Annotated in this window: 21 protein-coding genes and 3 pseudogenes; 14 read left to right on the top strand and 10 right to left on the bottom strand. The window is 64.0% G+C overall.

Annotation, left to right across the window (positions count from 1 at the left end; all coding sequences use genetic code 11):
• Positions 1 to 38 precede the first annotated feature (38 nt).
• The 3 genes and pseudogenes from A3CW_RS52355 to A3CW_RS54310 all read right to left on the bottom strand — a co-directional run.
• Positions 39 to 158: pseudogene (locus tag A3CW_RS52355) on the bottom strand (IS5/IS1182 family transposase); the annotation flags it as partial.
• Positions 149 to 781 (bottom strand): TetR/AcrR family transcriptional regulator, encoded by a 633-nt coding sequence (locus A3CW_RS0116555; RefSeq protein WP_028204570.1) that lies wholly within the window; start codon positions 779 to 781, stop codon positions 149 to 151. The pseudogene A3CW_RS52355 and the gene A3CW_RS0116555, both read right to left, overlap by 10 nt.
• Before the next feature lie 96 nt (positions 782 to 877).
• A complete protein-coding gene (locus tag A3CW_RS54310) occupies positions 878 to 1,003 on the bottom strand; it encodes a hypothetical protein (RefSeq protein ID WP_281175120.1) in 126 nt (41 codons plus the stop codon).
• Positions 1,004 to 1,153: 150 nt separating this feature from the next.
• On the opposite strand from A3CW_RS54310, the gene A3CW_RS0116565 reads away from it, so the two are divergent.
• The 4 genes and pseudogenes from A3CW_RS0116565 to A3CW_RS46520 form a co-directional block, all read left to right on the top strand.
• Entirely contained in the window at positions 1,154 to 2,047 is an 894-nt protein-coding gene (locus A3CW_RS0116565; protein WP_028204571.1) for an NAD(P)/FAD-dependent oxidoreductase, read from the top strand.
• A 10-nt stretch (positions 2,048 to 2,057) separates the two neighbouring features.
• Positions 2,058 to 2,936, top strand: coding sequence for an alpha/beta fold hydrolase (locus tag A3CW_RS46515; protein WP_035513171.1), 879 nt, complete (start codon positions 2,058 to 2,060; stop codon positions 2,934 to 2,936).
• Between the two features lie 33 nt (positions 2,937 to 2,969).
• Positions 2,970 to 3,833, top strand: a complete 864-nt coding sequence (locus A3CW_RS0116575; protein ID WP_028204572.1) for a class I SAM-dependent methyltransferase — start codon at positions 2,970 to 2,972, stop codon at positions 3,831 to 3,833.
• Between the two features lie 232 nt (positions 3,834 to 4,065).
• A pseudogene (locus A3CW_RS46520) lies at positions 4,066 to 4,782 on the top strand (IS5 family transposase); the annotation flags it as partial.
• A gap of 146 nt (positions 4,783 to 4,928) precedes the next feature.
• Here A3CW_RS46520 and A3CW_RS0116585 read toward each other — a convergent pair.
• Together A3CW_RS0116585 and A3CW_RS0116590 are read right to left on the bottom strand one after the other, a co-directional pair.
• Entirely contained in the window at positions 4,929 to 6,173 is a 1,245-nt protein-coding gene (locus A3CW_RS0116585) for an NAD(P)/FAD-dependent oxidoreductase (RefSeq protein ID WP_028204573.1), read from the bottom strand.
• Positions 6,174 to 6,204: 31 nt separating this feature from the next.
• On the bottom strand, positions 6,205 to 7,002 hold the full coding sequence (locus A3CW_RS0116590; RefSeq protein WP_028204574.1) for an ABC transporter substrate-binding protein: 798 nt from the start codon (positions 7,000 to 7,002) through the stop codon (positions 6,205 to 6,207).
• A 168-nt stretch (positions 7,003 to 7,170) separates the two neighbouring features.
• On the opposite strand from A3CW_RS0116590, the gene A3CW_RS0116595 reads away from it, so the two are divergent.
• Both A3CW_RS0116595 and A3CW_RS0116600 read left to right on the top strand, forming a co-directional pair.
• On the top strand, positions 7,171 to 8,139 hold the full coding sequence (locus A3CW_RS0116595) for an ornithine cyclodeaminase family protein (RefSeq protein WP_028204575.1): 969 nt from the start codon (positions 7,171 to 7,173) through the stop codon (positions 8,137 to 8,139).
• 104 nt (positions 8,140 to 8,243) lie between these two features.
• Complete coding sequence (locus tag A3CW_RS0116600; protein WP_028204576.1) at positions 8,244 to 8,891, top strand: helix-turn-helix transcriptional regulator; 648 nt, start codon at positions 8,244 to 8,246, stop codon at positions 8,889 to 8,891.
• Here the strand turns inward: A3CW_RS0116600 and A3CW_RS0116605 are convergent.
• Positions 8,852 to 9,250 carry a hypothetical protein gene (locus A3CW_RS0116605; RefSeq protein ID WP_154677961.1) on the bottom strand — a complete coding sequence of 133 codons (399 nt, stop codon included), beginning with the start codon at positions 9,248 to 9,250 and terminating at the stop codon, positions 8,852 to 8,854. The genes A3CW_RS0116600 and A3CW_RS0116605 overlap by 40 nt on opposite strands.
• Positions 9,251 to 9,428: 178 nt before the next feature.
• Here A3CW_RS0116605 and A3CW_RS46525 point away from each other — a divergent pair, with 178 nt between their 5' ends.
• Positions 9,429 to 10,529 (top strand): GGDEF domain-containing protein, encoded by a 1,101-nt coding sequence (locus A3CW_RS46525; RefSeq protein ID WP_081771693.1) that lies wholly within the window; start codon positions 9,429 to 9,431, stop codon positions 10,527 to 10,529.
• A 41-nt stretch (positions 10,530 to 10,570) separates the two neighbouring features.
• Here A3CW_RS46525 and A3CW_RS0116615 read toward each other — a convergent pair whose 3' ends face one another.
• Positions 10,571 to 11,473, bottom strand: a complete 903-nt coding sequence (locus tag A3CW_RS0116615) for a LysR family transcriptional regulator (RefSeq protein ID WP_028204578.1) — start codon at positions 11,471 to 11,473, stop codon at positions 10,571 to 10,573.
• Positions 11,474 to 11,607: 134 nt separating this feature from the next.
• Here A3CW_RS0116615 and A3CW_RS0116620 point away from each other — a divergent pair, with 134 nt between their 5' ends.
• The gene (locus A3CW_RS0116620; protein ID WP_035513173.1) at positions 11,608 to 12,924 is read left to right on the top strand and encodes a serine hydroxymethyltransferase; all 1,317 of its coding nucleotides are present in this window, start codon (positions 11,608 to 11,610) and stop codon (positions 12,922 to 12,924) included.
• A gap of 142 nt (positions 12,925 to 13,066) precedes the next feature.
• Entirely contained in the window at positions 13,067 to 14,212 is a 1,146-nt protein-coding gene (locus A3CW_RS0116625) for a branched-chain amino acid ABC transporter substrate-binding protein (protein WP_028204580.1), read from the top strand.
• A 38-nt stretch (positions 14,213 to 14,250) separates the two neighbouring features.
• Here the strand turns inward: A3CW_RS0116625 and A3CW_RS0116630 are convergent, their stop codons facing one another.
• Positions 14,251 to 15,240: a GlxA family transcriptional regulator gene (locus A3CW_RS0116630; protein ID WP_028204581.1), complete on the bottom strand. Its 990-nt coding sequence runs from the start codon at positions 15,238 to 15,240 to the stop codon at positions 14,251 to 14,253.
• 107 nt (positions 15,241 to 15,347) lie between these two features.
• Between A3CW_RS0116630 and A3CW_RS0116635 the strand changes: the two genes are divergently transcribed.
• Entirely contained in the window at positions 15,348 to 15,881 is a 534-nt protein-coding gene (locus A3CW_RS0116635) for a tautomerase family protein (RefSeq protein WP_028204582.1), read from the top strand.
• 73 nt (positions 15,882 to 15,954) lie between these two features.
• Here the strand turns inward: A3CW_RS0116635 and A3CW_RS0116640 are convergent, their stop codons facing one another.
• Together A3CW_RS0116640 and A3CW_RS46530 are read right to left on the bottom strand one after the other, a co-directional pair.
• Positions 15,955 to 16,278, bottom strand: coding sequence for a DUF4148 domain-containing protein (locus A3CW_RS0116640; protein ID WP_028204583.1), 324 nt, complete (start codon positions 16,276 to 16,278; stop codon positions 15,955 to 15,957).
• 272 nt (positions 16,279 to 16,550) lie between these two features.
• A pseudogene (locus tag A3CW_RS46530) lies at positions 16,551 to 17,108 on the bottom strand (alpha/beta hydrolase); the annotation flags it as partial.
• Positions 17,109 to 17,340: 232 nt separating this feature from the next.
• Between A3CW_RS46530 and A3CW_RS0116650 the strand changes: the two are divergent.
• The 4 genes from A3CW_RS0116650 to A3CW_RS0116665 all read left to right on the top strand — a co-directional run bounded on the left by A3CW_RS0116650 (position 17,341) and on the right by A3CW_RS0116665 (position 21,386).
• The gene (locus A3CW_RS0116650) at positions 17,341 to 17,817 is read left to right on the top strand and encodes a MarR family winged helix-turn-helix transcriptional regulator (RefSeq protein ID WP_028204584.1); all 477 of its coding nucleotides are present in this window, start codon (positions 17,341 to 17,343) and stop codon (positions 17,815 to 17,817) included.
• Positions 17,818 to 17,866: 49 nt separating this feature from the next.
• Positions 17,867 to 18,859, top strand: a complete 993-nt coding sequence (locus A3CW_RS46535; RefSeq protein ID WP_035513175.1) for a carbon-nitrogen hydrolase family protein — start codon at positions 17,867 to 17,869, stop codon at positions 18,857 to 18,859.
• A 79-nt stretch (positions 18,860 to 18,938) separates the two neighbouring features.
• Complete coding sequence (locus A3CW_RS0116660) at positions 18,939 to 19,874, top strand: NAD(P)H-binding protein (protein WP_028204585.1); 936 nt, start codon at positions 18,939 to 18,941, stop codon at positions 19,872 to 19,874.
• Between the two features lie 153 nt (positions 19,875 to 20,027).
• Positions 20,028 to 21,386 (top strand): epoxide hydrolase family protein, encoded by a 1,359-nt coding sequence (locus tag A3CW_RS0116665; protein WP_028204586.1) that lies wholly within the window; start codon positions 20,028 to 20,030, stop codon positions 21,384 to 21,386.
• Positions 21,387 to 21,426: the final 40 nt, after the last annotated feature.

The raw sequence follows: 21,426 nt of genomic DNA on the forward strand, positions 1-21,426 counted from the left end.
GAAGGCGCCGATTGTCTGCGCGCGGGCGGCTTTTGCGCTCATGCAATAGCCTCGCCCATCAGTCGTCCACGCATCATCCATAGGTTGCTCAGGGCGAACAGCGTATGCAATTGCTGCGTGTTCTTCATCAGGCCGCGATAGCGCACTTTCAGATGCGACTGTGCGCGGCGATGAACATGGTGACGGCCGACCGGCAATAGGATTCGATTTCGTTGTCGTCCTCTGCTTTCGCCTCATCGAAGCGTGCGATAAGCAGGAGATCGGATCCTTTGAAAAGCGCGGCAAACAAGCGGGCGGACCTGAGAGCATCGGGTACGTTCAGAATCGCTTTCGCGTGTAACTGACGCAACAGGGCCTCGATTTGGGCGATGACATAGGCGGGCCCGGCTTCGTAATGAAGCTTACTTAACGACTTTTGATTCGTCTTGTCGGCCAAGACCATGGCTTCGACACTGCGGACGTCCGGGCTCAACAGCGTGCGAAGCAGGGATGATCCCACCGCCATGAGCTGATCTTCGGCCGAACCGTCGACGCCTTCAAAAAGGGCCTGTGGTGCAAACCGATGGCAGTGGGCCGCCATGGCCGCGCTGAACAGCGCCTCCTTGTTCTCGAAGTGCCGATAGATGCTTAGCTTGGATATCTTCGCCCGCTGGGCGACCTTGTCCATTGTCGTCGCTTGAAAACCCAGTTCCATAAAGAGTTCGCTCGCGGCGTCGACTACCGTTTGGCCAAGCGCCTCGTTGGCGGGCCGGCCGCGCCGCCCCTGCTTTTTTTCGATCATGCAAATTCCAGTACTTGACGGTATCTTAATTTCTTAATTATGATACCGCATGGTATCTTAAATTTGCAAGCCAATGAGTAGGTTTCAACATGTTCTTCAATCAAGTTTCCACGGGCCGCCCGGCGATATCGAAGGCGGCGTTGTCCTGCCGGTCAACGCCGTGATGGGCAACTCGCCGATGCCGAAGCCCTGCTCGCTGCCCGTCTCGATCGCGTATCGCATGACGATAACGCGCCGGCCTACGAAACAAGGAGATTTCCATGAAACGACGATCCCTATTGAAACCGGCCGCGCTTTCCACCACCGGCCTCGCCCAGGCACAGTCCACCGCCAAGCCCAGCACCTTCCATCGACAACACGGAGCCCATTACCATGAATGACGTCATCATCATCGGCGGCAGCTTTGCCGGCCTTGCCGCCGCCCTGCAGCTCGGCCGTGCTCGCCGCAAGGTCGTCGTTCTCGATACCGGCCGGCCGCGCAACCGCTTCGCCGGCCACTCACATGGCCTCCTCGGCCACGATCACAAGCCACCGCTGGACATCCTGGCCGAGGCGCGGCAGCAACTGGCGCGCTATCCCACAGTCAGGCTGGTCACTGCCCGGGCCGAGAGCGTGTCTGGCGCCATCGACGATTTCTGCGTCGTGACAGACGATGATGAAAGCCTAAGGGCACGTCGCCTGATCCTGAGCTATGGCGTCGTTGATCAGATGCCTGACGTCCCGGGCTTTGCCGGAAGCTGGGGCACGTCCATTGTGCCCTGCCCCTATTGCGACGGCTTTGAAGTCGCCGGCCAGCATTGGGGCCTCGTCTGGTCGGGGCCGCCGTCGCACAACTATGTCAGGCTGTACCACGATTGGACCGGCACGTTGACGGTCTTCGCCGATGGTCGCGACATTGCGCCCGATATCCGCGCCGATCTGGCGCGCCGCAAAATACCTGTCGTTGATGGCCGGATCACGGAAATCGCCCGTTACGAAGGCCAGAATGCCACCGTCAAGCTCGGCACCGAACTCAGTGTCGCAGTCGATATCTTGTTCGCGCATCCGCGCAACAAGCCGTCCGCAAGCCTGCATGAATCACTGGGACTCGCCACGGTCGATACCCCACTCGGCATTGCCATCAAGGTCGACGAGCGCCGCGAAACCAGCACGCCCGGCATCTACGCTGCCGGCGACCTCGCCAACCCAGCCATGGCCTCGGTCACCACGGCAATATCGCACGGCGCGACGGCCGGTATCTCCGCCCAGCAGTCGATGCTGGTTTGAGAAGACACCCATGGAATTCGAACACGTCACTTTCGATCTACCACACGGCACCTTTCACGCGCTGCAGGGTGGGGATCCCGGTGGCCAGGCGACGATCGTCTTGCACGGTTTCCCGGACCATCCACCGACCGCGAAGCCGTTCCTTGCCGAGCTCGGCCGCCGTGGACGTCACGTCGTTGCACCCTGGCTTCGCGGTTACGCGCCGTCGCCGACTGCGGGGCCGTTCGACTTCGCAGCCCTCACCAGCGACGTGCTCGCGCTGATCGACCGCTGGTCTCCGGGGCGACCCGTAGAGTTGATTGGCCACGATTGGGGCGCCATGATTACATACGATGCCTGCGTCACAGCGCCGGAACGGATCGAACGCGCGGTCACGCTTGCAATCCCTCACCCGCTCACGTTCATGAGCCGGATTACGAAGCCGGCTCAGCTACGCCGGAGTTGGTACATGGGGCTTTTTCAACTGCCTGGAAGCGGCTGGGTCGCCACCGCCCGCGATCTCGCCCTCATTGACCGCCTCTGGCGTCAGTGGTCGCCCGGCTTCTCGCTCGATCCTGCTCTCCAGGTGGAGCTACACGAGCATCTGCGGAAGAGCATGCCCGCGCCTCTAAAGTACTACCGGGCGATGCTGCGACCCGGCATGATTGGTGCGACGCGCCGCATGTCTCAGCCGATCACCGTGCCCCTGTTGCAGCTTCACGGTGCCAACGACGGCTGCATCCTCCCCGTGCAGGTCGACGACCGACATCGGTTCGCCGCCCGGCACGCGATGGAGGTCGTCCCAGACGTCGGCCACTTCCTGCACATCGAGGCCCCCGAGGCGATCGCGGAACGGATCGCGTCATGGAGCCGAGAAGCGTCATTTCACCGAGCGTCGATAAAAGGGTAGCTAGTTAAGGACGAATTAGAGCAAGGAGATGACATGACAGAGCAAAATGCCTATCAGGTGGCCGACTGGAATCGTCAAAGCGGGGAGCGTTGGGTCGCCAACCAGGCCCGGCTCGATGCCATGGTGGCGGTGTTCGGCCAGGCCGCGATCGAAGCCGCCGCGCCCATGACGGGCGAACGCGTGCTGGACGTCGGCTGCGGCGCGGGCGCGTCGAGTCTGGCTCTGGCCGCCCGCGTCGGCGCAGGGGGCCAAGTGCTGGGCGTGGACATATCCGAACCGCTGATCGGCCGGGCGCGCGCGCTTGCGCCACAGGATACGCCGGTCCTGTTCCAGGTGGCCGACGCCAGCAGCGCAGAGCTGCCCGAGGACGCGTTCGACCTCCTGTTCTCGCGTTTCGGGGTGATGTTCTTCGACGATCCAATAGCGGCGTTCGCCCATATGCGACGCGCGCTGCGGCCAGGCGGGCGGGTCGCTTTCGTCTGCTGGCGCGGCGCGGCGGAAAACGATTGGGTGCGACTGCCGATGGGCGCGCTCAAGGGCATCGTCCCGCCAAGCGCGCTGTCCGATCCCGAAGCGCCCGGCCCATTTTCGTTCGGCGACCGGGGGCGCGTGGCACGCATCCTGACGGCGGCCGGCTTCACCGATATCGCTATCGCGCCCTTCGATGCTTCCGTCCCGTTCGGCGAGGGCGCGACGCGGGACGCGGCGATCGACGACGCGGTGAAGATGACGCTCGAGGTTGGGCCACTGTCGCGTGCGCTCGCTGATCAGCCCGACGACATCCGCGCCCGCGCCTCGACCGCGGTTCGTGCCGCCTTCGCGGGCCTCCCCGGCGAGCGGTCGGTGATGATCGACGGCGCGGCGTGGATCGTCATGGCACGCAATCCGGCAAGCTGACAGGGATTAACAGGGGAGACGCCCCGCTCGGTGGAGCTGAGCGTCTTTGGGCGCTCAGACTGATGCCCATTCTGGTTTGGAAGCCGCCATTAGCGAGCTAGGGGCTTTGATGGCAGGGTACAGCGTTTGCGCGACACTCGAAAACGTTGGTGCACGTGCTTAGGGATACTATTCAAAACTTTTGCCGGCCTCGCCAGTCGGAGAAGGATTCCCGAACAGAGAGAAGTCCATGAAGCAAAGCGACGGGCTGGGTGGGATGAGCCGGTTGCCGGACCGGGTCAGCATTTTGCACTTTCGGCATGTGCTGGAGCGGCACCAACTGGCAGAGCAATTTTTGCACACTGTCAACGCGCAATTCAGTGCCAAACGTTATTTGCTCAAGGAGGGCACAGCGGTGGACGCCACGCTAATTGCTGCGCCGAGTTCGACGAAGAACCGAAGCGGCGAGTGGGACCCCGAGATGCACCAGAGCAAGAAGGGCAACCAGTGGCACTTCGGCATGAAGGCGCATATCGGTGTCGATGCGGATTCGGGGCTGGTGCACACCGTTGCGGGCACCGCTGCCAACGTCAACGACGTGACGCAGGCGCATGCGCTGGTGCATGGCACGGAGGCCGACGTCTTTGGCGATGCCGGCTATCAGGGCATAGACAAGCGCGAAGAGACGCAGAAGCTGAAGGTGCGTTGGCACGTGGCAGTGCGCCCTGGCAAGCGACGCGCGTTGGACAAGGCCACAGTGGTGGGCAAGCTCGCCGATGAACTTGAGCGCGTCAAGGCGCGCATCCGCGCCAAGGCTGAACGCCCGTTCCGCGTCATCAAGCGCCAGTTCGGACATCTGAAAGTGCGCTATCGCGGCCTGATGAAGAACACGCAGCAATTGCATACGCTGTTCGCCCTGAACAACCTATGGATGATGCGTGGACGACTGATGGGCGAGGCTATTGCATGAGCGCAAAAGCCGCCCGCGCGCGCAGACAATCGGCGCCTTCTTTATGCCGAATGTCGCGCTGCATTCGAGCCAGGTGGCGCATCGCCTGCACCACATCGGCTCTATGTTGATGGCTCGGTGCGGCAAACGAGTTCTGAACACCATCCTTAGCCAAATCGTGCAGGCAAATACGGCGTGGGATCGATGAAAGGCGTTTCGCCGACGATTTGCTCGGCAAGGAGGCGCGCCGTGACTGGCCCGAGCGTGAGTCCATGATGATTGTGACCGAACGCGAACCAGAGCCCCGCATGGCGCGGCGCAGGCCCAAGCAGCGGGCGCATGTCGGGCGTGCAGGGGCGCAAGCCCATCCACGGCGTTTCGTCCAGCCGCGCGCCGAGGCCGAACACGGGACGCGCATCGCGCTCGGCCGCATCGAGTTGCGCGTAGTTGGGCGGACGCTCGCGCGTGGCAAGCTCAACGCCCGTGGTCAGACGCAGGCCGCGACGCATCGGCGCGACGACGTAACCGCCTTCGATATCCACCACCGGACGCACGAGCGGCGCACGCGCCTCGCTCGCGTAGTGCATGTGATAGCCGCGTTTGACCATGAGCGGCACGCGGTAGCCGAGCGGCTGTGTCACGAGATCCGACCAAGGGCCGAGCGCCACGACCGCAAGCTCGGCGCTCAACGGTCCTTCGCCGGTCTGCACTCGCCAGCCCTTGCCTTCGGGCATCAGCGTGCGCGCATCGCCCTGTGCAAATGCACCGCCTTCACGCAGGAACAGTTGCGCATAGCCCTTCGTCAGCGCGCCAGGATCCGCCACGCTCGCGGGATCGATCCAGTGAATCGCGCCCGCATAGCCCGCGTTGAGTGAAGGCTCCAGTGCGAGCAGGCCCGGCGCGTCGAACATCCGCACATGCAGGCCATGTGCGTCGGCCACGCCCTGTGCCGTGCGCATTTCACGCTCGAAGCCGGCGGGCGAGCGCCACGCTTCGAGCCAGCCGATGGGCCGCACGATGTCGCGCAAGCCCGCACGCGCGATCAGCGCGTCGTGCTCGGCCACGCTGCGCTCGATGAGCGGCAGCATATCGCGCGCAGCGTGCGCAAGGCGCGCCGGCGACGACTCGCGCCAGAACGACGCGAGCCAGCGCGCGTAGGCGGGCAACGAGCGCACGTCGTAGCGCAGCACGGTCGAGTCGTTGCGCACGAGGCGCAGCAGCGTGCGCCAGTCGCGCGGAAAGCCATAAGGCACCACCGACGACGACTCGATCAACCCCGCATTGCCATGGCTCGTTTCCTCGCCTGGCCCGCGCCGGTCGACGAGCGTGACCTGCACGCCGCGCGCCTGCAGATGCAGCGCGACGCTCACGCCCACGATGCCCGCCCCGAGAACGATCGCGCTCTGGCTCATGAAGCTGCTCTGGAGTCCGAAGTCATCGACATCACTTCGCGACGATATCGCGGCCGAAGTACTTCATCGACAGCTTCGTGAGCGTACCGTCCTGGCGCAGCGAATCGATCGCGGCGACCACCTTCGCCTTGAGCGCCGCGTCGTCCTTGCGCATGCCGAAGCCCGTGCCTTCGCCGAGCGTGGTCGGGTCCTTGAGCGGGGCGCCCGCGAATTCGAAGCCCTTGCCCTGCGGCTTCGAGAGGAAGCCGTCGGTGGCGGTCTGCACTTCCTGCACCGCGCCGTCCAGGCGCCCGGCCGCGAGGTCCGCGAAAATCTGGTCCTGGTTCTCATAGGTCACGACGTTCACGCCCTGTGTGCCCCAGCGCTTGCGCACGTAGTCTTCCTGCGTCGAGCCCTGCAGCACGCCAACCGACTTGCCCTTCAGGCTCGCGGGCGTGGGCTGCAGGCCGGAGCCGCGCTTCGCGACCATCTGGATCGGCATCACGTAGATCGCGGGCGTGAAGGTGATCTGCTGACGCCGCTTCTCGGTGATGTTCATGGCCGAGTTGATGACGTCGAACTTGCGCGCCTCGAGCGCGGCGATCAGGCCGTCGAAGCTGTTCTCCACCCACACGCACTTCATCTGCAGTTTCTGGCACACCGCGTTGCCGATATCGATGTCGAAGCCTTGCAGATCGCCCGAAGGCGTCTTGCTCTCGAACGGCGGATAGGACGCCTCCACCCCGAAGCGCAGCGTTTTCGGGTCCTGCGCGTGCGCCGCACCCGCCGTCACGCCCGCCAGGCACGCAAGGCTGGCCGCAGCCGCAAAGCGAATCATCTTCCTGTTCATCGTCGTCACCCAATTCGTAATAAGTGTCTGTTCAAGTGTGTTGCGCTTCGTGCGGCGCCCTTTCACGATGGCCGCGGCCGCAGGAGGAATATAGACGAAAAATAAAAATAAAGTCTAGAATGGACAAAAATGTCTACACCGCGACTCCGGAGCCCCAACATGAACGAGATGTCCCAAGCCATCGCCGCGCCGCTCGTCGTCGACGCCGCCCAGGTGCGCGCCGCCCTGCCCAGCCTCGACGTGCGAGGCGAACTGGCGCGCCTGTTCGCCTCGCTCGGCCGCGGCGACGCCGTGCAGCCGCCGCAAACCCTGACGCTGTTTCCGAAGCAGGCCGGCGACTTCATCACCTATCTCGGCGTGCTCGCCGAAGCGGGCGTGTTCGGCGCGAAGCTCTCGCCGTACATCGTGGGCGCCGAGGGCCAGCCGCCCATCATCACCGCCTGGACCGCGCTGATGTCGATGAAAACGGGCCAGCCGCTCATGTGGTGCGACTCGGCCCTGCTCACCACCGAGCGCACCGCGGGCACCACGGCGCTCGCCGTCGACCAGCTCGCGCCGCGCGAGGCGAAGCGCCTTGCCGTGATCGGCTCGGGCGCGGTCGCGCTGGCGCATCTTCGTCACGTCGCGCCGCTTCGTGCGTGGGAGAGCATTCGCGTGTTTTCGCCGAAGCTCGCCGGCGACGCACAGCGCCAGGCCGAACTGCGCGCGCTGGACGCACGGGCAAGCGTGGCACAGACGCCCGAAGCCTGCGTGCACGACGCCGACGTGGTGATGCTGTGCACCTCGTCGGGCAAACCCGTGCTCGCGCTGGACACGCTCACGAAACCCGCGCTCATCACCTCGATCAGCACGAACGTCGCACACGCGCATGAAATCGATCCGGCCGCGCTGTCCTCGCTCGACGTGTACTGCGACTATCGCCACACCACGCCGCAAAGCGCGGGCGAAATGGTGCTGGCCGCGCGCGAGCACGGCTGGTCGCCCGATGCGATCGCGGGCGATCTCGCGGAACTCGTCAACGGCGCATGCCCACGACCGGCGTACGCGCGCCATGCCTTCTTCCGCTCGATCGGCCTTGGTCTCGAAGACATCGCCGTCGCGAACGCGCTGTATGAGCATCTGCAAAGCGCACGTTGATGCCCGTTGATGCGCGGCGTCGAGCGATCGCAGTATCATCGACATCCTTGCTGCCGCAATCCGGTCCCAGTCCGATGCCGAAACGAGAAAACGATAAAACCCGCGTGAAAAAAATCGCCAGCCCGAAGACCGCGCGCGACCTGCTGCTCGCGCGCTACGCGCACGTGGCGGATAGCATCACCACGCTGTTCTTCCCGTTCGCGGAGGTCGTGATTCACGACCTGTCGGACCAGACCGTGGCGTATCTCTCGAACAATCTCTCGAAGCGCGAGATCGGCGACGACGCCGCGCTCGAAGACGTCGAGGAAACCACGCGCAACAAGCTGCTCGGCCCCTACGAGAAGGTGAACTGGGACGGGCGCCGCATGCGTTGCGTGAGCACGGCGCTGTTCGACGACGAAGGGCACGCAGTGGGTGTCATGTGTATCAACTTCAACATCGCCGCGTTCGACGACATGCAGGCCACGCTCAACCTCTTCCTGCGCGGCGCAGGCGTGATCGCGCAGCCCGAGGAGCTGTTCAGGGACGACTGGCAGGAGCGCATCAACACCTTTCTGCACGGCTGGCTGCGCGAGCGGCAAATCGCGCTCAACTCGCTCACGCGCGAACACCGGCGCGAACTGGTCGAGGCGCTACACGCCGAAGGCGCGTTCAAGGGCAAGAGTTCCGCCAACTATGTGGCGAAGGTGCTGGGCATGGGGCGCGCGACGGTCTACAAGCATCTGCGCGAAATGAAGGCGGACGCCGAATAGCGCGCAAGCCATGCCTGACTAGAAGCGCCAAACACGGCTTGACCGATTAGCGCGGAGCGCTGCGGGATCACCACTTCGGCAAGGCCGGACGAGCGGTTGAACAGCGCGTTGGTCACCGCCTGCGATTCCGCGTACGGCTCACGAATGGCGAGGTGCAGGTCGTTGGCCAGCCGTGCGACAACCTGCGCGTCGCCACGCACCAGGAAGCGCTGCCCCTCCACCGCTTCCTGCCCGCCCAGTGCCTCATCCTCTTCGTCCATGAGCCCGAGGACGCTGAGGCCGGGGTATTGCGACAGATCGATGCCGGCCGCCGTAAGCCGCAAGTTAAAAATCCCATGACTTATTTCGTGTCGCAGCATTTTCTCGATTTTGAGTTGCTTAGTCTTTGTTTAGGAAAACTATTTTGTTATGCGGCGCGGCCACGCCATCGGCTGCTCCGGTCAATGGCTTGATCGCCCCCTTAAAGACGGGGCCACGTCAAACTAAAGGAAATCCCGGCCGTGTCGTTATACCGGGGGCGAATCCAAATGTTCCTGAATGGTGGTGGTCGCTGGCATGCCGTACACGGGAAGAACCCGATTTCTCGAGAAACGACGCAGTTTTCGGGACGCTACAGAACTGCGTCTATTCCTGGAGAGTGCGGCGCAGAGCTCGCGCCATCTCGCCGTGGCGGTCCAGCTCTTCGGGCTGGTGTCGTGGCTCATGTCCCGGGCATTCGCGAATCCCCATGCGCACTTCGATGTGCGAGGCACGCTGGTAGCCGCCAGCGGCATGCTTCTCGCGATGGGGGTGACGTACGCCTCACGGGGACTGCGCATGGACGCGCTGGGCCGGTTCGCATGCGCAGCGTTCGTGGCACTGGCGTTTCACTTCAATATGCCCGGCACCAGCAGTCCCGCGTTCTGGGTGCTTCCCATCGGCGTGGCGATCAACGTGGGCATGGCCCCGGTGATCTCGGGGTATTTCAACTATCTCGCAAGCGCACTGACTGTCTGGCTGATCATCTCCCACGGCGAGGTGGTCGCGCTGATGTCCTCACAGGATCGCAACTGGATCTTGCTGTTTGCGCTCGCCGCCCTTGCACTCGGCCTCCTGCTCAATCTCCTTTTCACACAGGAGCGGAAAAAGACATTTCTGGTACAGCGCGAGCTGGCACGACTCGCATTCAGGGACACGCTCACAGGGATTGCGAATCGCCGTAGCTTCATGCTGGAGGTCAATGAATGTCAGGACCGCCGATCCAGTGAGGAATTCTGGCTATTGCTCATCGATGTCGACGATTTCAAGCAGATCAACGACACCGCGGGGCACGACGCCGGCGACGAGGTCCTGGCCGCCGTGGCGCGAGCCATCGAAGAAGGCGCCAGCCCGCATTTTTGCGGCCGCCTTGGCGGCGAGGAATTCGGCGTGATCTTTTCAGGCAACCAGCAAAGCGCAGACTACCTCGCGCACGAGATCTGCGGCACCGTGGCGGCGGCGCGCATATCTGGACACAGGGTCACGGTCAGTATCGGGGTCTCGAGCATCTCGGAGCTAATCGGTGTACCCGAAACGTTTCGACTCGCCGACCGCGCGCTCTACGAAGCGAAACGGCGAGGCAAAAACAGATCTGTCCTCGCCGAACCGGAGTCGTGGTGACGCGCGTCGCCAGTCGAGCTTCGATGTCGTTCAGCGCTGCCCTATCCAATCAGACGTGCGGCAGTTCGGACCACCTCCTCGACGAATACGTTGATCGCAGGGTGGTGACGTTCGCCGCGCCGAAACGCCACGTAGATCTTTCGGCGCACCTCCGGTCTCAGCTTCACCCATGCGACGCCGGCAGGCGGGCGCACCAGCCGTAGCCCCGGGACAATCGACACGGAGCACCCGGACGCCACCATGGCGCCGACCACTTCGAAGCCGCGGCATTTCGCGTTGATCTTCGGTTCGTACCCTGCGCGCCGGCAAAGATTGGCGATGAAGTCGCCGAACACGCTCGTGGTCGAATCGATCGCCCAGGCTTCATGCCTGAGTTCGGCCACGCTCAACGACGGCTTCCTGGCCAGAGGATGAGTTGTCGCGAGCGCCACCGAGAGCACATCTTCTGCGAGCGGCACGACACCGACGCTTTCCTGTTTGTCGCCGACAACGAGCGACAGATCGTCGATCAACGCAATGTCCGCTCGCCAGGAACGCAGCGCCGAAAGCCCGTCGACCGGCTCCATCTCTTCCAGGATGATATCGAGGCGCGGAAAGACTTGCCGCAATGCCTTGACCGTGTCCGGCAGCAGCGCCGACGCGACCGAGGGAAACGCGGCCACCCGCAATTCGCCCGCGATTTCCCGGCGCAGCACGGCCAGTTCGGAGCGCGCTTCGTCGAGTACGACCATGACCCGTTCCGCGTAACCGACCAGCGCCTGTCCCGCGGCGGTGAGCCGGACGCCGCGTCCGACGCGCTCCGTCAGTTCGACGCCCGCCTCCTCTTCAAGCTGGGCAATCTGCTGCGATACGGCCGATGGCGTGAGGAACAGCGCCTCGGCGGCAGCCGCAATCGTGCCACGCCTCGACAGTTCCAGCAGCGCGCGCAGGCGGCCCACTTCCATGGTGTTTACCCCCCGTCAGATAGCGATCGATTCAACAGAATTTCTAATGTATTACACAAAAAACAATAAGTATACGTGAGTAAACTCACAGCCTACGATGGGTTCCACGGCTACATATCGACAAGGAAGTCATCATGCTGGAAGCTCGCCCCTGGGTTCCGCGCGAGGCGGAGAATTACGTTCAATCGCTGGCGAAACGCTTTGCCTCGCAGAGTCCCGAGCAAAACGAGAGGGATCTGCTCGCCTTCGTCGAAGAAAATCGTGTCATCCACGAACGCGACTGTTTCAACCTGAATCCGGCGACCAACGCCATTAACCCGAAGGCGGAAGCGTTGCTGGCGGCTGGCATCGGTTCGCGCCCGTCGCTGGGTTATCCAGGCGACAAATACGAAATGGGTCTGGAAGGCGTCGAGAAGATCGAAGTGCTCGCGGCCGAGCTGGTTGCGCAGGTATTCGGCGCACGCTTTGCGGAGATCCGCGTTGCATCTGGCGCGCTGGCGAACCTCTACACCTACGTTGCGGCGGCGAAACCGGGCGATACGGTCTTCGTGCCGCCTGCCACGGTCGGCGGCCACTTCAGCCACCACGTCAACGGCGCCGCCGGCATGTACGGCGTCAAGCCGTATCTGATGGCGTTCGACGCGAAACGCTACACGGTCGATCTGAATGCCTTGCGCGAGGATGCGCTGCGGATGCGCCCGAAGGTCATCACACTTGGCCAGAGCCTCAACCTGTTTCCTCATCCGGTCGAGGAGGCGCGCGCGATTGCCGACGAGGTCGGCGCGGTGCTGCTCTACGATGCCGCGCACCTGTGCGGTCTGGTCGCGGGTCGCGCCTGGCAGCAGCCGCTCACCCAGGGTGCCCATCTCATGACGATGAGCACCTACAAAAGCCTGGCGGGCGCCGCCGGTGGACTGATCGTGACCAACGACGCGGCGCTTGCCCGCAAGCTCGACGCCATCGCCTATCCTGGCTTGACAGCCAACTTCGACGCAGGCAAGTCGGCGTCGATCGCCATGACCATGCTCGACTGGCAGGCGTGTGGCCGCCAGTACGCCGCCGAGATGGTGAAAACCGCCAAGGCCCTCGCGACCGCGCTCATGGAAGAAGGACTCCCCGTGTTCGCGCGCGACCGCGGCATGACCACGTCGCATCAGTTCGCGATCGAGGCGCACGCGTTCGGCGGCGGCCAGACGATGGCGAAGCTTCTCAGGCGAGCCAACATTCTCTCGTGTGGTATCGGCTTGCCGCTCCCCGAAATCGACGGCGATGTCAATGGACTGCGGATGGGCACGCCCGAACTCGTTCGTTGGGGCATGGTCGCCGACGACATGCCACGGCTCGCCGGCTTCATCGCCGATGTTCTGCTGCGCCGCAAGTCGCCTGAAGAGGTGGCGCCTGCCGTGAGTGAGTATCGCCGACAGTTTTCCCGACTGCACTTTCTGCGCTGAAGGGGAACCTGCGAGCGGCCGATTTTGCGGCGGAGATGTCGATCTGTCCGCAATCGGTTCAGGAATCCGGCTCACCAACATGATTCGGATGCCGAAGCATAGGTATGTTTCGAGACACTAATTGAAGGTTGGAGGAACGGCAATGAAACGCTTGAAGTCTGTCATCGCGGTCGGCAGTGCTGTCGTGTCGCTCGGAACGGGAGCCGCCTGTGCACAGGAGGTCACGGTCAAGCTTGGCTTCGCCGGACCGTTGACTGGCGAGAATGCGAACCTTGGAAAGGACGTTGAACGTGGCGCGCGGATGGCAGTCGACGATCTGAACGCAAACCCACCGGTTATCGGCGGCAAGAAAGTCAGGATCGAGCTCGATGTCGAAGACGACGCCGGCGATCCGCGTCAGGCGACGCAGGTCGCACAGCGTCTCGTCGATGCCGGCGTAAAGGGCGTGGTCGGCCACTTCAATTCTGGCGCGACGATACCCGCTTCGAAGATCTACTACGACGCGCACATCCCCGAGATCTCGCAGTCGTCGACGAACCCGAAATATACGCTGCAGGGTTTCGACACGGCCTTCCGTCTCGTCGCGAATGACGGCCAGCTGGGTTCCGTGCTTGGCCGCTACGCGGTTCAGAAGTGGAACGCAAAGAGCGTTGCCGTGATCGACGACCGCACCGCGTACGGCGAAGGGATCGCAGAAGAGTTCGTCAAGTCGGCAACGGCGGCTGGCGCCAAAGTCGTTTCCCGCCAGTACACGAACGACAAGGCGACCGACTTTCACGGCATCCTGACCGAGGTCAAGGGGGCCAATCCGGATGTCGTCTTCTACGGCGGCATGGACGCGCAGGGCGGCCCGATGATCAAGCAGATGCAGCAACTTGGCATGACCGCGAAATTCATGGGCGGCGACGGCATCTGTACCGGCGAACTGCCGAGCCTCGCGGGCGCGTCGCTGTCCGGCCGGCAGGTGATCTGCGCCGAAGCGGGCGGCATCACGCCGGAATACGTCGCCGGCATGGACAACTTCAGGAAGCGCTTCAAGGAAAAGTATGGACAGGACGTCGTGATCTACGCGCCCTACGCGTACGACGCCGTCATGATCCTGGTGGACGCGATGAAGCGGGCCGGTTCGTCCGATCCCGCGAAATACCTGGCGTATCTGAAGAAGACAGACTACAAGGGCGTGATCGGCGAGACGCGTTTCGATTCGAAAGGCGATCTGCAGAATGCAACGCTAACCCTCTACACGTTCAACGACGGCAAACGTGAAAGTCTCGGTGTCCAACACTGAGCCACGACCGCATCGCGGGCTGGCGCGATGCGGTGCCTTTAGCGGGACGGGCGCGAGAAACGCACCTGATACTCGCGCGGCGAGAGACCCGTTTTGCGCTTGAACAGCACGCGGAACGAACCGGGATCGGCGTAACCTACCCGGTCGCTGAGGCTTTCGAGCGCGACGGGTCGGGTTTCCAGTAACTGTTTCGCCACTTCGATGCGAAGATTCTGCAGATATTCGAGCGGCGCGAGGCCCGTGGCCTGCTTGAAGCGGCGGTTCAGCGTCCGTTCGCTCACGGCGAGCCACGTCGCAAGCTCGCTTAAGCGGAACCCTTCGGCAATCGTCGCTTCCATGCGCTGCTGCGCCCGGGCGATGAGGGGATCCGTGTGACCGTGCTCGTCGACCAGCGTCGCATAGGATGCCTGATCAATACGATTGACGTCGATCAGCAAGGATCTCGCCGTCACGGCGGCAAGCTTTTCGTCGGCGAGCATTGCCACGAGCCGTATCGCGAGATTGAGATATGACGTGACCGCGCCGCTGGAAATAATGCGATCCTGCCCGGTCAGGACCTCGCGTGCGCGAAGCTCGACGGCCGGATAACGTCGTGCGAAGTCGGCCGCCTTCGCCCAGTGCGTGGTGGCGACCCGTCCGTCCAGCAGGCCCGCCTCGGCAAGCAGGTAGTTGCCCGTGCAGTAGGCCGCCAGCACGGCACCGGCCTTGTGCTGGCAGCGCAGCGCCCTCGAGAGCTTTTCGATCTGCTCGCGGCGGCCGATGAAGGCATCCATGTCGGAGAAAAACGGCGCCGTGAGCAGGATGGCGTGCGCGCCTTTGCGTCCGTCGATCTTGCCGTCCACCGCGATGCTCTGCCCCGACGCCGCCCTCACCGGCTGCCCGTCGAGCGATTCGACGCGCCACGCGAAACGCCGCGCATCATGGCCACCGCGCGCCCCCAGCTGATTGGCGGCGTTGAAAACGTCGATGGGGCCGGCCACGCCGGAGGCCAGAATGCCGTCGTAAACCCAGATGCGGATCGTGATCATTGGTGTGTCCGATATGCCTTCAATAATGGCGATCTTGCCACTTCCTCGTCAGGCCGTAAAGCCGCATGATTTGCTCCATCCCAACACCTGATTGAAGGAGTAGCGCCATGCCCATGATCGACGCCCTATGGCCCGAAGATGCCCTGACACCCGAAACGGAAGCCCGCCTCGTCAAGGAACTCACCAACATTCTGATCCGCGCGGAAGGCTACGATCCCGACAACCGGATCGCGCAGGGCGTGACCGTGCTCTATCTGCATCGACCGGCCGCCGTATACGTTGCCGGGGAACGCTCGGCGCTGCCGCGCTACCGTATCGTTCCCTCGGCGCCGGAAGGTCAGTACACCGATGCTTCCCGCAAAGCGCTCGTCAGGGCCGTGACCGAGGCCGTGGCCCGCGCCGAGAACCGTCCGCTCGAAGACGTGGCGCCACGCGTGTGGGTTTTCCCGACCGAGATTCCGGACGGCACGTGGGGCAGCCGCGGCGGCATCTGGACATTGCCCGACATTCATGCCCTGCTCGAAGGCGAGACCGAACGCGGCGTGGGCGCGGCGCGACTCGCGCGCCGACGCCGCGAAAAAGCGCGTACCACGCTCGCGGCAGCGCTCGACGCGGCATCCACGGGGCACCCCGACGAGTAACGGCGAAAGGCTCTTCGCAAGCGAAGAGCCTTTCAATTGCGACGGCACGCAGGGCCGCGCGCGACATACATCGTTAATGCGCGTAGATCGGACCGAGCCCGGGCGTGTCCTGCCGGGACGAAACCGTAGCCGCACCCGCGCCTGCCGCCGACGAACCGTCCGCCACGCCGCCGAACCCCGAAGCGACCGCGGCGTTCTGCGCGCTCACGCGTGCCTCGGCGGCCTGAATTTCCTGCGGATAGTTCACATAGTCGGCGCCAGGGTTGTAGCCGGCCTTCTCCAGTTGCACGAGTTCCGCGCGAACCTGCGCACGCGTGAGCGGCTCGCTGGATTGCGCGAAAGAAACAACCGGAACAGCGACGATAGCGGCAACGACCAGCGACTTGATGAGTTTCATGGGATCCACCTGCAAGCAAAGTATTGGGTCAGACCACGGTTGCGTGGCACGTGCATCCAGTCGCCTCGACGTCTGCTTTGCGACACCGCCGACTGGCATGGACGTATTTGAAACCCTCAACGTATCCTGCTTGTTTCCGCGACCCCCGGCTTTTGCAAGCCTCCTTGTCCTTTGGCGCGATGGATACACAACGATACCAGGTCCGCAAAATCGCTGCGCGCCGTTCGGGCCGGCGCGCCTGCGCAAATCGTCTGAATGTTGCGGGTGCCGGGCTAGAAACGATCCACGTCGACTACGGCCTGCGCGAACGCCTGCGGCGCTTCCTGCGGCAGGTTATGGCCGATGCCGCCCGTAATGACGCGGTGCTCGTATTTCCCCGTGAACTTGCTCGCATACGCGCTGGGCGGCGCGTGTGGCGCGCCGTTCGCATCGCCTTCGAGCGTGATCGTCGGCACGCCGATCGTCGGCCCCGGTACGAGCCGCGCCTCGTATTCGTCGTACTTCGCTTCGCCCGGCGCGAGGCCCAGACGCCAGCGATAGTTGTGGATCGAAATGTCCACGTGATCGGGGTTTTCGAAGGCCGCTGCGCTGCGATCGAACGTAGCGTCGTCGAACTGCCATTTCGGCGAGGCATTTCGCCAGATCAGCTTCGTGAAATCGTGTGTGTACTTCTGGTAGCCGGCGCGGCCCCGGTCCGTCGCGAAGTAGAACTGATACCACCACAGATATTCGGCATCGGGCGGCAGCGGCGACATGCCAGCCTTTGGACTGCTAATGATGTAACCGCTCACCGAAACCAGCGCCTTGCAGCGCTGCGGCCAGATCACGCTCTCCGTTTTACGCCGTGCGCAACGGCGGGCCACGGGCAGTATAGGTGGGCGCTCTTACATACGGCGGCTGCGTGGCTGCCCCGCATCGGGTTTGTATCGCCATGTATCGGGCCGCCGCGTGGAAACACGCACATACACAAAACCGGGCCGCCCGACACGTGCGGGATACATCAGCACGCTTCAATACGTCAACCGGGCAAACCGCCCCGCACGAACCCTGGAGTCGCGAAGCATGTCCTGCATCGAAACCGTTCCGCACAGCACTGAATCATCGGGCAGCGTGAGCGCACAGATCGCCCGCCACTGCCTGCTGACGCGCACCCGGCAGATCGCACGCGTGCTGACCGCTCTTTACGACGAGGCGCTGCGCCCGCTCGGCATCAGCTCATCCCAGCTTTCGCTGCTCGTGCTCGTCGCGGAGTTCGGCCCGGTGAGCCGCGCCGCGCTCGGCCGCAAGAACCATCACGACCGCACGACGCTCACGCGCAATCTGCAGCCGCTCATCGCGCACGGTTGGGTCGCCGATGGCCAGCCCGGCGGCGACGGCCGCAGCCGTGCGCTCTCGGTCACGCAAGCGGGCCGCGCGCTGCTTCACACCGCCGGGCCGGCGTGGTCCACCGCGCAACAGCGCGCCGCCAGCGTGCTCGGCCTGGAGGGCGCGAGCGCGCTCATGAACATCGCGGCGGATCTGCCGTCAGCCACCGTCTGAATTTTTTTCATCGTCAATGTTGCATATGCAACACCATCAGGAGCCTGCAATGAAAGTCGTCAAAGCCGCCGCCGTCCAGATCAGCCCCGTGCTCTACAGCCGCGACGCGACCGTCGCCAAGGTCGTGCAGAAGATTCTCGAACTCGGCCGCAAGGGCGTGCAGTTCGCCACGTTCCCCGAAACCGTGGTGCCGTATTACCCGTACTTTTCCGCGGTGCAAACGCCCATGCAGTTGCTCGCGGGCACCGAGCATCTGCGCCTGCTCGAGCAGTCCGTGACGGTGCCCTCGCCCGCCACGGATGCAATCGGCGAGGCCGCACGGCAAGCGGGCATGGTCGTCTCCATCGGCGTCAACGAGCGCGACGGCGGCACCATCTACAACACGCAACTGCTCTTCGACGCCGACGGCACGCTGATCCAGCGCCGCCGCAAGATCACGCCCACGCATTTCGAGCGCATGATCTGGGGCCAGGGCGACGGCTCGGGCCTGCGCGCGGTGGACAGCAAGGTGGGCCGCATTGGCCAGCTCGCCTGCTTCGAGCACAACAACCCGCTGGCGCGCTACGCGATGATCGCCGACGGCGAGCAGATCCATTCGGCCATGTATCCGGGCTCGGCCTTCGGCGAAGGCTTCGCGCAACGCATGGAAATCAATATCCGCCAGCACGCGCTCGAATCCGGCGCCTTCGTCGTGAACGCGACCGCTTGGCTCGATGCCGACCAGCAGGCACAGATCATGAAGGACACGGGCTGCGCGATCGGGCCGATCTCGGGCGGCTGCTTCACCACGATCGTCGCGCCGGACGGCTCGCTGATCGGCGAACCGCTGCGCGAGGGCGAAGGCGAAGTCATCGCCGACCTCGACTTCTCGCTGATCGACCGTCGCAAGATGCTGATGGACGCGGCCGGCCACTACAACCGCCCGGAACTGCTCAGCCTGCAGATCGACCGCACGCCGACGGCGAACGTTCACGAACGTGTGCAGCACGCCGCTGCGGCGACCGGAACCGAAGGCGAGGAGCCACGCACGATCGTTGCCTGAGCGCGCACTGCCCGCTCCGGCTATTGCCTCCTTTAAATGTGTATATACACTCTTTAGTGTTACGAAACAGGTAAGCGAAATGACCACTCAAATCCAGCATGACCGTCCGATTCTCGTCACGGGCGCAGCAGGCGCAATCGGCGCCGTCGGCCGCAGCATCACCGAAAACCTGCTTGCGAAGGGCCATCGCGTGCGCGCGCTGGTGCGCCGCGAGGATGCACGCGCCGACGAGCTGCGCCGTCTCGGCGCACAGGTCGTGCTCGGCGATCTGACCGATCTCGATTCGATGCATCGCGTCATGGAAGGCATCTCGCGCGTCTACTTCGACATGTCAGTGTCGCCCGCTTACCTCGAAGCGACGATCAACACCGCGGCGGTTGCGCGCCATCACGGCGTCGAAGCGTTCGTGAACATGTCGCAGATGACCGTCTCGCAGATGAGCATCACCGAAACCACCGACAGCGGGCAACAAAAGCAGCACTGGCTCGCCGAGCAGGCGCTCGCCTGGTCGGGCCTGCCCGTCGTCACCGTACGGCCCACGGTCTTTCTGGAGAGCTTCCTCCTGCTTCTTGCCGCTGAGGGCGTGCGCAAGCACGACGAACTCGTGCTGCCGCTCGGCAAAGGCCGGACTTCGCCGATCTCGTCGCTCGACGTGGCGCGTGCCGTCGCGGAGATCCTCGACAATCCGGCGCCGCATATTGGCCAGGTCTACCACCTCACGGGCCTCGAATCCCGCGATATGGAGCACTATGCGCGCCTCTTCTCCGAGGTGCTGGGCCGCACGATTCGCTACCGCGACGTGCCCGTCGAGGCATGGGCTGCGAAGCTGGGCGAACTGGGGCTCTCCGCGCACATCGTCAAGCATCTCGCGGTCATGGCCGAACTGCACGCGCAAGGCCGCTACGACCGCATGACCGACGATCTGCGCAAGCTCACGGGCCAGGCGCCGATCGGCATGCGCGAATTCGTGACGCGCCACGCCGCGGAGTTTGCGAGCAGCGCGGCATCGGCTTGATGCGACGCGCGTTTGCGTGCCGGGACATCCGGCTCGAATCCCGTTGGCGAGCGATGCGCAACTGCAGCACATGCGCGCGCCAGCACGACTACGCTTGGTATTGCGAAGCGTCCACGTGCGCTCTGCCTCCAATACCAGAAAAACGGAGTAACTATGTCTGACGATCTTCTCATCCCATCGCCTTCGCGCCGCCGCTTCATGGGCGCGACCGCGGCCGCCGTGGCGGCAGCTTCGCTGAGCCAGCTGGCGTTCTCGCAAACCCTGCAAGGCATCACGGAAGTCAAATCCGCACCGAACGGCGACAAGACCGCGATTCGCCCGCTGCGCGTGCATGTGCCCGAAGCGCAACTCGTGGATCTGCGCCGCCGCATCAAGGCCACGCGCTGGCCCGACAAGGAGACCGTGAACGACGAGTCGCAGGGCGTGCCGCTCGCCATGATGCAGGAGGTCGCACGCCACTGGTCGACCGATTACGACTGGCGCCGCTGCGAGGCGAAACTGAACTCACTGCCGAATTACATGACCGAAATCGACGGACTCGATATTCACTTCATTCACGTGCGCTCGAAGCACGAGAATGCCATGCCGCTCATCGTCACGCACGGCTGGCCGGGCTCGGTCATCGAACAGTTCAAGATCATCGACCCGCTGACCAATCCCACCGCTTACGGCGCGAGCGCTTCCGACGCCTTTCACCTGGTGATTCCATCGCTGCCGGGCTACGGCTTCTCGGGCCGGCCGACCGAGGTGGGCTGGGGTCCCGAGCGGACTGCACGCGCGTGGGTCGTGCTGATGAAGCGCCTTGGCTACGACAAGTTTGCGGCACAAGGCGGCGACCTGGGCGGTGTCGTCGCCAACGTGATGGCCAAGCAGGCGCCGCCGGAACTGCTCGGCATTCACGTGAATTTCCCGGCGACTATCCCGCCCGAAATCGTCAAGGCGCTGCAAGCCGGCTCGCCGCCGCCAGCCAATCTCAGCGACGACGAAAAGCACGCCTACGAGCAGCTCGCGAGCGCAGCCAAATCGCGACGCGCCTACGCGCTCGAACAGGGCACGCGCCCGCAAACGCTCTATGGGCTCTCGGATTCGCCGATCGCGCTGGCCAGCTGGCTCCTCGATCACGGCGACGGCTATATCCAGCCGGCTGCGGCACTCACCTCGGCCGTGTACGGGCGCGACGTCAACGGAGAATCGGCGGGCGCGATGACGCGCGACGACGTACTCGACGACATCACGCTCTATTGGCTTACGAACACGGGAATCTCGGCCGCGCGCTTCTACTGGGAGTCGCACATGAACTTTACCGCGGCCGCCGACGTATCGGTGCCGGCCGCAGTGAGCGTCTTCCCGCGCGAGAACTATCAGGCGCCGCGCAGCTGGACCGAGCGCGCCTATCACGACCTCATCTATTACAACCGGCCCGACAAGGGCGGCCACTTTGCGGCGTGGGAACAGCCGCAACTGTTCGCCCAAGAGGTGCGAGCGGGCTTGCGGCCGCTGCGCCAGCAATAACGCGCGAGCCGTCTGTACGGCGCCGGGAGACTCCCGGCGC

Origin of the sequence: Paraburkholderia nodosa DSM 21604, assembly GCF_000519185.1 — a bacterium.
GTDB lineage: Bacteria > Pseudomonadota > Gammaproteobacteria > Burkholderiales > Burkholderiaceae > Paraburkholderia > Paraburkholderia nodosa.

Coding starts and splice junctions, on each gene's coding strand:
- A3CW_RS0116555 (WP_028204570.1), bottom strand. CDS start 781: ATGATCGAAAAAAAGCAGGGGCGGCGCGGCCGGCCCGCCAACGAGGCG.
- A3CW_RS54310 (WP_281175120.1), bottom strand. CDS start 1,003: ATGCGATACGCGATCGAGACGGGCAGCGAGCAGGGCTTCGGCATCGGC.
- A3CW_RS0116565 (WP_028204571.1), top strand. CDS start 1,154: ATGAATGACGTCATCATCATCGGCGGCAGCTTTGCCGGCCTTGCCGCC.
- A3CW_RS46515 (WP_035513171.1), top strand. CDS start 2,058: ATGGAATTCGAACACGTCACTTTCGATCTACCACACGGCACCTTTCAC.
- A3CW_RS0116575 (WP_028204572.1), top strand. CDS start 2,970: ATGACAGAGCAAAATGCCTATCAGGTGGCCGACTGGAATCGTCAAAGC.
- A3CW_RS0116585 (WP_028204573.1), bottom strand. CDS start 6,173: ATGAGCCAGAGCGCGATCGTTCTCGGGGCGGGCATCGTGGGCGTGAGC.
- A3CW_RS0116590 (WP_028204574.1), bottom strand. CDS start 7,002: ATGAACAGGAAGATGATTCGCTTTGCGGCTGCGGCCAGCCTTGCGTGC.
- A3CW_RS0116595 (WP_028204575.1), top strand. CDS start 7,171: ATGTCCCAAGCCATCGCCGCGCCGCTCGTCGTCGACGCCGCCCAGGTG.
- A3CW_RS0116605 (WP_154677961.1), bottom strand. CDS start 9,250: ATGCTGCGACACGAAATAAGTCATGGGATTTTTAACTTGCGGCTTACG.
- A3CW_RS46525 (WP_081771693.1), top strand. CDS start 9,429: ATGGTGGTGGTCGCTGGCATGCCGTACACGGGAAGAACCCGATTTCTC.
- A3CW_RS0116615 (WP_028204578.1), bottom strand. CDS start 11,473: ATGGAAGTGGGCCGCCTGCGCGCGCTGCTGGAACTGTCGAGGCGTGGC.
- A3CW_RS0116620 (WP_035513173.1), top strand. CDS start 11,608: ATGCTGGAAGCTCGCCCCTGGGTTCCGCGCGAGGCGGAGAATTACGTT.
- A3CW_RS0116625 (WP_028204580.1), top strand. CDS start 13,067: ATGAAACGCTTGAAGTCTGTCATCGCGGTCGGCAGTGCTGTCGTGTCG.
- A3CW_RS0116630 (WP_028204581.1), bottom strand. CDS start 15,240: ATGATCACGATCCGCATCTGGGTTTACGACGGCATTCTGGCCTCCGGC.
- A3CW_RS0116635 (WP_028204582.1), top strand. CDS start 15,348: ATGCCCATGATCGACGCCCTATGGCCCGAAGATGCCCTGACACCCGAA.
- A3CW_RS0116640 (WP_028204583.1), bottom strand. CDS start 16,278: ATGAAACTCATCAAGTCGCTGGTCGTTGCCGCTATCGTCGCTGTTCCG.
- A3CW_RS0116650 (WP_028204584.1), top strand. CDS start 17,341: ATGTCCTGCATCGAAACCGTTCCGCACAGCACTGAATCATCGGGCAGC.
- A3CW_RS46535 (WP_035513175.1), top strand. CDS start 17,867: ATGAAAGTCGTCAAAGCCGCCGCCGTCCAGATCAGCCCCGTGCTCTAC.
- A3CW_RS0116660 (WP_028204585.1), top strand. CDS start 18,939: ATGACCACTCAAATCCAGCATGACCGTCCGATTCTCGTCACGGGCGCA.
- A3CW_RS0116665 (WP_028204586.1), top strand. CDS start 20,028: ATGTCTGACGATCTTCTCATCCCATCGCCTTCGCGCCGCCGCTTCATG.